The organism is Paramagnetospirillum caucaseum (assembly GCF_000342045.1).
GTDB classification, from domain to species: Bacteria; Pseudomonadota; Alphaproteobacteria; order Rhodospirillales; family Magnetospirillaceae; genus Phaeospirillum; species Phaeospirillum caucaseum.
The window spans coordinates 48,367-57,500 of sequence record NZ_AONQ01000023.1 but is presented as its reverse complement, the minus strand read 5'-3'; the positions used below and the strand labels follow the sequence as shown (position 1 = coordinate 57,500).

Annotated in this window: 7 protein-coding genes (1 of these 7 running past the window's edge); 6 read left to right on the top strand and 1 reads right to left on the bottom strand. The window is 66.5% G+C overall.

The window, feature by feature from the left end; all coding sequences use genetic code 11:
• Window positions 1-1,170: the 3' portion of a M23 family metallopeptidase gene (locus H261_RS10250; protein ID WP_008617066.1), read on the top strand. It extends 219 nt beyond the left edge of the window; the window shows 1,170 of its 1,389 coding nt (coding positions 220-1,389); the start codon falls outside the window, past its left edge; the stop codon is at window positions 1,168-1,170.
• Between the two features lie 90 nt (window positions 1,171-1,260).
• Here H261_RS10250 and H261_RS10245 read toward each other — a convergent pair whose 3' ends face one another.
• On the bottom strand, window positions 1,261-1,995 hold the full coding sequence (locus H261_RS10245) for a proteasome-type protease (protein WP_008617065.1): 735 nt from the start codon (window positions 1,993-1,995) through the stop codon (window positions 1,261-1,263).
• A 175-nt stretch (window positions 1,996-2,170) separates the two neighbouring features.
• On the opposite strand from H261_RS10245, the gene H261_RS10240 reads away from it, so the two are divergent.
• The 5 genes from H261_RS10240 to H261_RS10220 all read left to right on the top strand — a co-directional run bounded on the left by H261_RS10240 (window position 2,171) and on the right by H261_RS10220 (window position 9,077).
• Entirely contained in the window at window positions 2,171-3,325 is a 1,155-nt protein-coding gene (locus tag H261_RS10240; RefSeq protein ID WP_008617064.1) for a hypothetical protein, read from the top strand.
• Window positions 3,326-3,437: 112 nt separating this feature from the next.
• Entirely contained in the window at window positions 3,438-3,647 is a 210-nt protein-coding gene (locus H261_RS10235) for a hypothetical protein (protein WP_008617063.1), read from the top strand.
• A 182-nt stretch (window positions 3,648-3,829) separates the two neighbouring features.
• Complete coding sequence (locus H261_RS10230) at window positions 3,830-5,635, top strand: PHA/PHB synthase family protein (RefSeq protein ID WP_008617062.1); 1,806 nt, start codon at window positions 3,830-3,832, stop codon at window positions 5,633-5,635.
• Between the two features lie 148 nt (window positions 5,636-5,783).
• Window positions 5,784-6,740 carry an autotransporter outer membrane beta-barrel domain-containing protein gene (locus H261_RS10225; protein ID WP_008617061.1) on the top strand — a complete coding sequence of 319 codons (957 nt, stop codon included), beginning with the start codon at window positions 5,784-5,786 and terminating at the stop codon, window positions 6,738-6,740.
• An 81-nt stretch (window positions 6,741-6,821) separates the two neighbouring features.
• On the top strand, window positions 6,822-9,077 hold the full coding sequence (locus H261_RS10220) for a caspase family protein (RefSeq protein ID WP_008617060.1): 2,256 nt from the start codon (window positions 6,822-6,824) through the stop codon (window positions 9,075-9,077).
• Window positions 9,078-9,134 lie beyond the last annotated feature (57 nt).

Here is a 9,134-nt window from a genome sequence, read left to right as displayed (position 1 = left end):
GAGGACCGTTCGCGGCGCCCCATCGACCATATATTGCAGGTGAATTCGGGCGAGACGCTGATGAGCCTGCTGGGCCGGGCCGGAATCGCCTCGGCCGAGGCCTCCCAGGTGATCGACGCCCTGATCAAGGTGTTCGACCCCCGCGACCTCAAGGCCGGGCAGAAGGTCACCGTCACCTTCGATCCGGCGCCCTGGGGCTTCGGCCAGGGCAGCTTCGCCCAGGTGGGGCTGGCCGCCGACCCGATCCGCGAGATCCAGGTGCGGCGCAATCCCAAGGGTGGCTTCGCCGGCCGCGAGGAGAAACGTCAGGTCAGCCGGCAGGTGGCCCATTACTCGGGCAAGATCAAGTCGAGCCTGTTCGAGAGCGCCACCAGCGCCGGGGTGCCGGCCCAGGTGATCATCAACATGATCCGGGTGCTCAGTTACGACGTGGACTTCCAGCGCGACATCCAGCCGGGCGACAGCTTCGAGGTGCTGTTCGAGGGCTGGTACGACACCAAGGGCAAGCTGGTGAAGAGCGGCGAGGTGCTCTATGCCGGACTCGACCTGTCGGGGGCCGAGGTCACCCTCTACCGCTTCGAGGACGGTTCGGGCGCCTCGGACTTCTTCAACGGCAAGGGCGAAAGCGCCAAGAAGGCCCTGCTGAAGACTCCGGTGGACGGCGCCAAGATCACCTCGGGCTTCGGCCTGCGCCACCATCCCATCCTCGGCTTCTCCAAGATGCACAAGGGCGTCGATTTCGGCGTGCCGCCCGGCACCCCCATCATGGCGGCCGGCGATGGCTCGGTGGAGATGGCCGGCCCCAACGGCGCCTATGGCAATTACGTGCGCATCCGCCACGGCAACGGCTTCGCCACCGCCTATGCCCACATGCAGCGCATCGCCCAGGGCATCCACACCGGACGGCGCGTCATGCAGGGCCAGATCATCGGCTTCGTCGGCTCGACCGGGCGCTCCACCGGCCCGCACCTGCATTACGAGGTGATGCAGGGCAACAACCAGGTCAACCCGCTGTCCATCAAGGTGCCGACCGGCATCAAGCTGGCCGGGCGCGACCTGGACCGCTATCAGGCCCACAAGCGCAGCACCGATCTGCTGATGGCCCAGATCCCGTCGGGCTCGCACATCGCGCTTTCCCCCGGCAAGCCGATCCAGACCCGGGCCAATTAGGGGATTTGGGCGGAACCATGCGGGCAAGATGCCCGCACTCCAACAATCTGCACACTCATGGAGCGCGGCCGCCTCGGCCGCATCCCACCCTCACCCCGCCCAGTCGGGATCGGGCAACTGGGTGAACAGCTTGCGCAATCCCTCGCCCCAGCCCCGGCGCAGCGCCAGGAAATAGGGATCGTTGTCGGCGACGCGATAGCGTACCGAGGCGCGGCAACCGTCGGCGGGAACCAGGGTCACGTCCAGCGGCGGCGCCACCGAGATGTTGCTCTTGATGGTCGAGTCGAAGGAGACCAGGGCGCATTTGACCGCCTCCTCCAGCGAAGTGTCGGCGGTGATCACCCGTTCGATGATCGGCTTGCCGTACTTGGTCTCGCCGATCTGGAAATAGGGCGTCTCGTCAGAGGCCTCGATGAAGTTGCCGGCGGCGTAGACGTTGAACAGCCGCATGCGCCGCCCGCGGACCTGCCCGCCGACGATCAGCGAGGCGACGAAATCGGCGCCGTGGGATTTCAGATGCGCCCCGTCGATGGCGTGAACCTCGCGCAGGGCATCGCCCACCAGGCGGGCCACCTCGTACATGGACTTGACGCCGTAGAGCGAGCGCGAGCGGTCGGGGCTGTTCAGCCGCTCCTCCAGCAGGCTGATCACCGATTGGGTGATGGCCAGGTTGCCGGCGGTAAGGATGACCACCACCCGGTCCTCGGCCCCGTCGAACACGAAGGATTTCCTGAAGGTGGCGACGCTGTCCACCCCGGCATTGGTGCGTGAATCAGAGACGAACACCAGACCGGCCTTCAGCCGCATGCCCAGACAATAGCTCACCTGTCCGCCCTCCCCTTGTTTCCCCATCGGCGGGGCGCCCGTCGCAAAAGGCGGGCCACCGCGCCCGGCGGGATTTCCTTGTCGTAAATCATCCCGGCGCCCATTTCATGGGCAGGGGCTGCCCAGTCCACAAGCATCCCCTATACATTCGGACCGGAGCGTATATCGTACAACCATGACGGAACACTTCACCGACCGTGAAGCCTTCGAAACTATCGTCCGCGCCATGCTGGAGCGCGGCGGCCAGGGCAGTTTCGGCCGCATCCATCTGGTCAGCGTGCTGCCCGACGCCGAGGGCGCCTCGCTCGGGGCGACCCTGCCCAAGGCGCTGTCCATCGCCGAGCATATCATCCAGCGCCGCCTGTCGCCCGAGGATGCCTGCGTGCCCCTGGAGCAGGGCAAGTACATGCTGGTCTTTCCCGGCCTGAGCGACACCGAGGGCATGATCAAGGCCACCGCCATCTCGCGCGAGATCAAGGAGCGCCTGTTCGGCCAGTCCGCCGGACATATCCACGTCTCCGTTCAGGTCCTGCCGCTGGAACGGCTGAAACACCGCCCGGCGGCGGCGGCGCTGCCCGCCATGGACAGCGTGCTGGAAACCCACGAGCGCCACACCGCCGTCAATCTCCAGGTGGTCTTCCAGCCGGTCTGGGACGTCACCCGCCAGGCGGTGATCGGCAACCGGGCCATGACCCGGCGCCATTTCCAGGGCCACGAACTGCTGGACGACGCCGTCCAGCTGGCCGGCGAGCAGGACCCGCTGGCCCGTGAGCGCAACGCCCATCTGCTGCGCGCCGTGGCGGCGTCGCCGGGCAATCACGGGCTGGTGATCATGCCCCAGGCGCTGAACGACCACACCATGACCAATTGCCGCGAGATCACCACCGGCATCCACCATCTGATGACCTTTTGCCCCGACGGGCTGATGGTCGAGCTGACCGGCGCGGTGAATTCCGCCAGCCGGGGCCGGCTGCGCGACGTCATCCACGCCATCATGGCCGGGGGAGCCTCGGTGGGCGTGCGCATCTTCCCCGAACCGGAGATGGCGAAATTCCTCAAGGATTGCGGCGTCAGCCATCTGTGCTTCAACGAGGCCCAGGCCAAGCAGGCGGCCTTCACCCACTCGGCCCTCTATGCCCTGCTGGCGGTGGTGGCCCACGAGGTCCGGGGTGCCGGCCTGGGGCTCGCCCTGTGGAACACCAGCTCGGGCCAGGACATCAAGCGGGCGGTATCGCTCGGCTTCAGCCTGTTCTCAGGCGCCTCCTTCGGCGCCAGCCGGCCGGGCATGGTCCAGCCGGCGGGCTGGCCGGTCGACAAGGTCTTCCTGTAGCGCCGGCAATGCTGCTGTGCTTCGCGGGAGCCTCCCATGCAGGGACGGCGCATTCCCCTCATCAGCTGTTGCGCTACAATCTCTCAGCTCTGATTGAAGAGAGGAGCGCAAGATGTTGGAAAACCCGAACGTCGCCGCCCTGGTGGTCGGCAGCCATCTCGCCAAGGACATCCTGGAGGTGATCGCGCCTTCCAAGGCTCCCGATGCCCGTCACGGCCCCGCCGAGGCTCCGCACCCGGACCGCCCCATTTGCCTGGATGATGCGGGCCTGTGCGACCATTATGGCCATCGTCACCACGATGTGGACGTGGAGCGGCTCTGACTCAACACCCTCCCCTCCACCCCTCCCGCAAGTGCCGCCACCATGTTGGCGGCACTTTATATTTGACGGGTCTGCTGCACTGCGCAATCCGCATGTCTCGGAACGAAAGCCCGGGGCTATGATGCCCTTTTCGGGCAGGACGGCCTGAACGGCCTTCCGCCGGCTTCCGAAGGGAGCGGGCCATGAATGAGCTTCATGCCAATCCGAAAGTGGCGTCCCCGGCCCCCCTGGCCCATGTCCGCCTCGACGCGCCGGCGACGGCGCCGTTCCCCATCTTCACCGAAAGCGCCGACCGGCTGGTCCATGCCATGCAGGGCCGCTTGACCAACGGCGTCTCTCCGGCCTCGATGGTTCTCGCCTATCTCGATTGGCTGGTGCATCTGGCGAACTCGCCCGGCAAGATGGGCGAACTGGTCCAGAACGCCGCCGCCAAGAGCCTGCCGCTGCTCCGCTATGCCCAATCCTCGGCCCTCGGCTTGCGCGGCATCGATCCCTTCATCGAGCCCCTGGCCCACGATTCCCGCTTCGCCAGCCCCCAATGGCAGACCTTCCCCTTCGATGTCCTGCACCAGTCCTTCCTCTATGCCGAGCAGTGGTGGCACTACGCCACCACCGGCGTCAGGGGCGTGTCGCGCCACCACGAGGCGGTGGTGGAGTTCGCCGCCCGCCAGTTGCTCGACATGATGTCGCCCAGCAATTTCTTAGGCACCAATCCCGACGTGCTGAAGGCCACCGTGGAGCAGGGCGGCCAGAATCTGGCGCGCGGCATGGAGAACTTCCTCGACCTCCTCCATCGCCAGATGGGCGGCCCGGAGGCCAAGCCGTCGGCCGACGGCTTCGTGGTCGGCCGCGACGTGGCCTGCACCCCCGGCAAGGTGGTGCTGCGCAACCGCCTGATCGAGCTGATCCAGTACGCGCCCGCCACCGGCGCCGTCCACCCCGAGCCGGTCCTGATCGTGCCGGCCTGGATCATGAAGTACTATATTCTGGACCTGTCGCCCTGTAACTCCCTGGTCCGCTGGCTGGTGGAGCGGGGCCACACCGTCTTCATGATCTCGTGGAAGAATCCGGACGCCGAGGACCGCGACCTCGGCATGTCCGATTATCGCCGCCTGGGGGTGATGGCCGCGCTCGACGCCATCTCGGCCATCGTCCCCGGCGTGGGCATCCACGCCGCCGGCTATTGCCTGGGCGGAACCTTGCTGTCCATCGCCGCCGCCGGCATGGCCAAGGACGGCGACCACCGCCTGGCCAGCCTCACCCTGCTGGCCGCCCAGACCGATTTCGAGGATGCCGGCGAGATCCTGCTGTTCATCGACGAAAGCCAGGTCACCTATCTGGAAGACATGATGTGGAACCAGGGTTATCTGGATACCAAGCAGATGGCCGGGGCCTTCCAACTGCTGCGCTCCAACGACCTGATCTGGTCCCAGATGGTCCGCCGCTTCCTGCTGGGCGAGACCCCCCACGGCAACGACCTGATGGCCTGGAACGCCGATGCCACCCGCATGCCCTATCGCATGCATACCGAGTACCTGCAACGCCTGTTCCTGCGCAATGAACTGGCCAAGGGACGCTATACCGTGGACGGAAGGCCGGTGGCCCTGACCGATATCCGCGCCCCCATCTGCGCCGTCGGCACCACCAAGGACCACGTGGCGCCGTGGCGGTCAGTCTACAAGATCGGCCTGCTGACCGATACCGACGTCACCTTCATCCTGGCCAAGGGCGGCCACAACGCCGGCATCATCTCCGAACCGGGGCATGCGGGGCGGTCCTATCAGATCTCGACCCACAAGGACCTCGACCACTATGTGGACGCCGACAGCTGGGAGCAGGTCACGCCCCGCCGCGAAGGATCGTGGTGGGAGGCGTGGCAGGCGTGGCTGGCCGAACGCTCCGGCCCCCGGATGCCGCCGCCGCCCATGGGCGGCGAAGCAGCCGCCCCCCTGATGGATGCCCCCGGCCTGTACGTGCTGATGCGCTGAAACCGGCGGAATTTCGGCCGTTTCTATGGCGATCGTTCCTGGGCATGTATTTCTTCCGATCTAAATTACCCGCGATCCGACATTGATTCGCGCCATAGGATCGACATAAAGTGCAAAATTAATTTACTCATTGCAGGGGGAAGCCGAAATGGCTGCTTGGTCGTGGACGTCGCGTTTCGCGGGACTTTTCATCGCTTGCGCCGGCCTTGCCGCTGGCGAGGCCCTGGCCGCGAGCAGTGATGTCGCCAACCGCGGCACGGCCGAAGGCTTCGGTGACGCCATGGGCAGCAGCGCCCGCTCCGCGTCGGAAAAGACCATCACCAAGGCCGGCGCCCCCGGCGCCGCTCCGATCCAGTACGAAGCCTGGCTTTCGGGCAGCTACTCCAAGAACAGGTTCTCCGACCGCGCCGAACGAATGGATCAGAACATGAGTCTGGCCATCCTCGGCGGCGGCGCCATGATTGATGAGCGCTACATCATCGGCGGCGGCCTGGCCCACGGCTGGGTCGATACCAAGGTCCGCCAGAAGGCCAACACCAGCATCACCGACAACGACACCATGGCCAAGGTCGTGGCGCTTTACGGCGGATACCTCCCCACCCCGTCCCTGCTGCTGGACCTGATGGTGCAGCGCATGTGGCTGGACCAGGACGAACGGCAGAACAACGGCGTCAGCTCCAAGAAGGACCTGACCGGCTGGGCCGGCAACATGGGTGCCACCTACACCCACCTCTACGGCGACTACGATTTCGGCCTCAAGGCCGACTACCACATGATCCAGATCACGACCGAGGCTTACGCCGACAGCACCGGCGCGCGGACGGCGGAACGCGGCACCATCCAGCACAAGCTGTCCCTGACCGGGGACGTGGGCTACACCATCGGCAGGTTCCATCCGCTGGTCATGGCCGGATACGAATGGGTGCTCAATCCGGTTCGCGACGGCATCACGGACAAGCGGACGGACGGAACCGGATGGCTTGTGGGAGCGGGTCTCGACGTCGACCTCGACCCCGTCGTCGTGTCCTTGGCCGGCAATACCTTGCTGGACAACGCGAACAACCGTTCCGTCGACGTGATGCTCAGCCTCAAAGCCCGCTTCTGACGGTGACCGGCGATGAGCTCCAATCCCCAGTCCGGAGGATCCTGGAGCACCCGCCTTCGTGCGGCCCTGGGCCTTGTGGCGATGGTTCTCGCCATCGGCGCGTCGGCGAACGCCGACGCGCAGGTCTGGCGGCGGTCCACCGACCGTAACATCCGAACCGGCATCGCCCGCCTCCAGCTGGCCCTCCAGATCGATGACCGGCTGGGCGCGATCCTCCTGCTCGACCGCTCGCCCGATGGCCGCTATCTGGCGCAGATCAGCGACGACAGGCGCCCCCGCGTCTGGGACCTGGAAGCCGGCCGTCAGTTGCCCCCCTTCCCTCCGCTGTCGTCCCCGCCGCGCCGGATGATGTTCGCCCATGACGGCTCCGCCCTGGTCGTGCTGACCGAAAGCGGCGAGGTCACGGTCTGGGATCTCGCCACCCAGGATCTGCGCCAGCGGGTCACCTCGGCGGCCGGAGCCACCGGGGTGGCGCTGTCCCCCGACGGAACCCTGCTGGCCTATTCGGCCGAGGATGGCCGCATCGTCTTGTTGCGGCGCGGCCGGGCCGAACCGGTGGCGGTGCTGAAGGGCCATGCCGCTCCCCCGGCGGCCATGGCCTTCGGCCCATCCGGGCAGTTCCTGGTATCGGCGGACCGCCAGGGCGACATCCGGGTCTGGGAAGCCAATTCCGGCACCGCGGTCCGGCAGTGGCGCAATGCCGAGGGGGCGGTGACGGCGGTGCGGTTCGCCGCCGACGAGACCGAGGTCCTCACCATGGACCCGCGCGGCCTCTCCCTGTGGCGCGGGCCGGGGGAAACGCCGGCCTTCCGCCACGCGGTCGATGGGGCCATGACCTCCGATTTCGACCTGTCCAAGGACGCCTCGGCGGTGGCGATGATCGTCGATGGCGCCGTCGTCCTGGTGCCGCTTGACGGCAAGGGCGCCCTCCGTCGCCAGATCCCGGGGCACAAGGCGACCGCCGTCCGCTACGACGTGGAATCCCGCCGGGTTTTCGCCTCGGCCGAAGACGGCCTCACCCGCGTCATCGATATCGGCTCGGGCGAGACCGTCGTCACCCTGGTGTCGACCGGCGAAAGCTGGGCCGTCCTTGACCGGGATGGCCGCTTCGATGGCTCGCAACAGGCGTTGCAGGCGGTGAAATGGCTTTCGGACACCCTGTCCCTGCCGCTCAGCAGCTTTTCCGAAAGCCAGTTCGAACCGGGGCTTCTCAGCAAGAAGCGGCTGGGAAACATCGATCTGCTGACCGCCGGCATCGAGAACTTTGCCCAAGGCATCCTGCCGCCGCCCTCCAGCGCCATCGAGGGCCTGAATGTGCAGCCCGACGGATCGCTGACCTTCGCCGTGGCCATCGAGGATCAGGGCGGCGGCATCGATGCCGTCCGCGTCTACCACAACGGCAAGGCCGTGGTTCCGGCAAGCATGGTCGCCGCCGCCGCCACGCCGACCAGCCGCCGCTACGACGTCCGTATCCCGGCCGTCGCCGGGCGGAACGGCATCGTCGTCGCGGCGACCAGTTCCGAACGGGTCCTGGGCGCCGCCGTCCGCGACCAGATCGAGGTGAACCTGCCGTTCCGCAAGCCGACGCTGCATGTGCTGGCGGTCGGCATCAACCGCTACGGGGCGGCCGAATACAATCTGGATTACGCCCGCCCGGATGCGGAAGGCATCCTGAAGACCCTGCAGAGTTCGACGGTGGGGTTGTTCGACAATATCAGACTGCTCGCCCTGTTCGACAGCCAGGCCAATGCCGCCGGCATCGAAACGGCGCTGGCCTCCCTGGCGGCGTCCGATCCGGAAGACGTGGTGGTGATTTACTTCGCCAGCCACGGCACCAGCGATGGCGACAGCTACTTCCTCCTTCCGGCGGACTTCCCCTACCCGCCAAGCCGGACCCGCCTCGCCGAAAGCGCCCTGTCGTTCGAGCGTATCCGCGACGCCCTGCTGCGGATTCCGGCCCAGCGCGTCACCTTGCTGATCGATGCCTGCAAATCGGGCGCCGCCGTCGCCGCCGTGCAGGAACAGGTCTCCCGCCGGGCGCTCCATCGCCTGGGGGCGGCGGTGGGGCTTCACATCATCTCAGCCACCGCCAAGGACCAGCTCGCCGTGGAACTGCCTCAACTCGGCCATGGCGTGTTCAGCTACAGCCTGATCAACGCCCTGTCGGGAAAGGCCGACAGGAATCCCCTGGACGGCAAGGTCACCATCTATGAACTGGCTCAATTCGTTGAAACGGAAGTGCCGAAGCTGAGCACGAAATACGCGGAATACCGCCACTGGCCCATGATATTTTCCAGCGGCCTCGACTTCACGATTTCCACGGCCAGCACGAAATAGCCTGAACCGCCCCCCATAAACTCGGCGCCGAGTCAGGGCATGGCGCATAAAACACGG

Bases quoted from the DNA above. Each gene is read 5' to 3' on its own strand.
- H261_RS10230 (WP_008617062.1), top strand. From the start codon at position 3,830: ATGAATGAGCTTCATGCCAATCCGAAAGTGGCGTCCCCGGCCCCCCTG.
- H261_RS10220 (WP_008617060.1), top strand. From the start codon at position 6,822: ATGGTTCTCGCCATCGGCGCGTCGGCGAACGCCGACGCGCAGGTCTGG.
- H261_RS10225 (WP_008617061.1), top strand. From the start codon at position 5,784: ATGGCTGCTTGGTCGTGGACGTCGCGTTTCGCGGGACTTTTCATCGCT.
- H261_RS10235 (WP_008617063.1), top strand. From the start codon at position 3,438: ATGTTGGAAAACCCGAACGTCGCCGCCCTGGTGGTCGGCAGCCATCTC.
- H261_RS10240 (WP_008617064.1), top strand. From the start codon at position 2,171: ATGACGGAACACTTCACCGACCGTGAAGCCTTCGAAACTATCGTCCGC.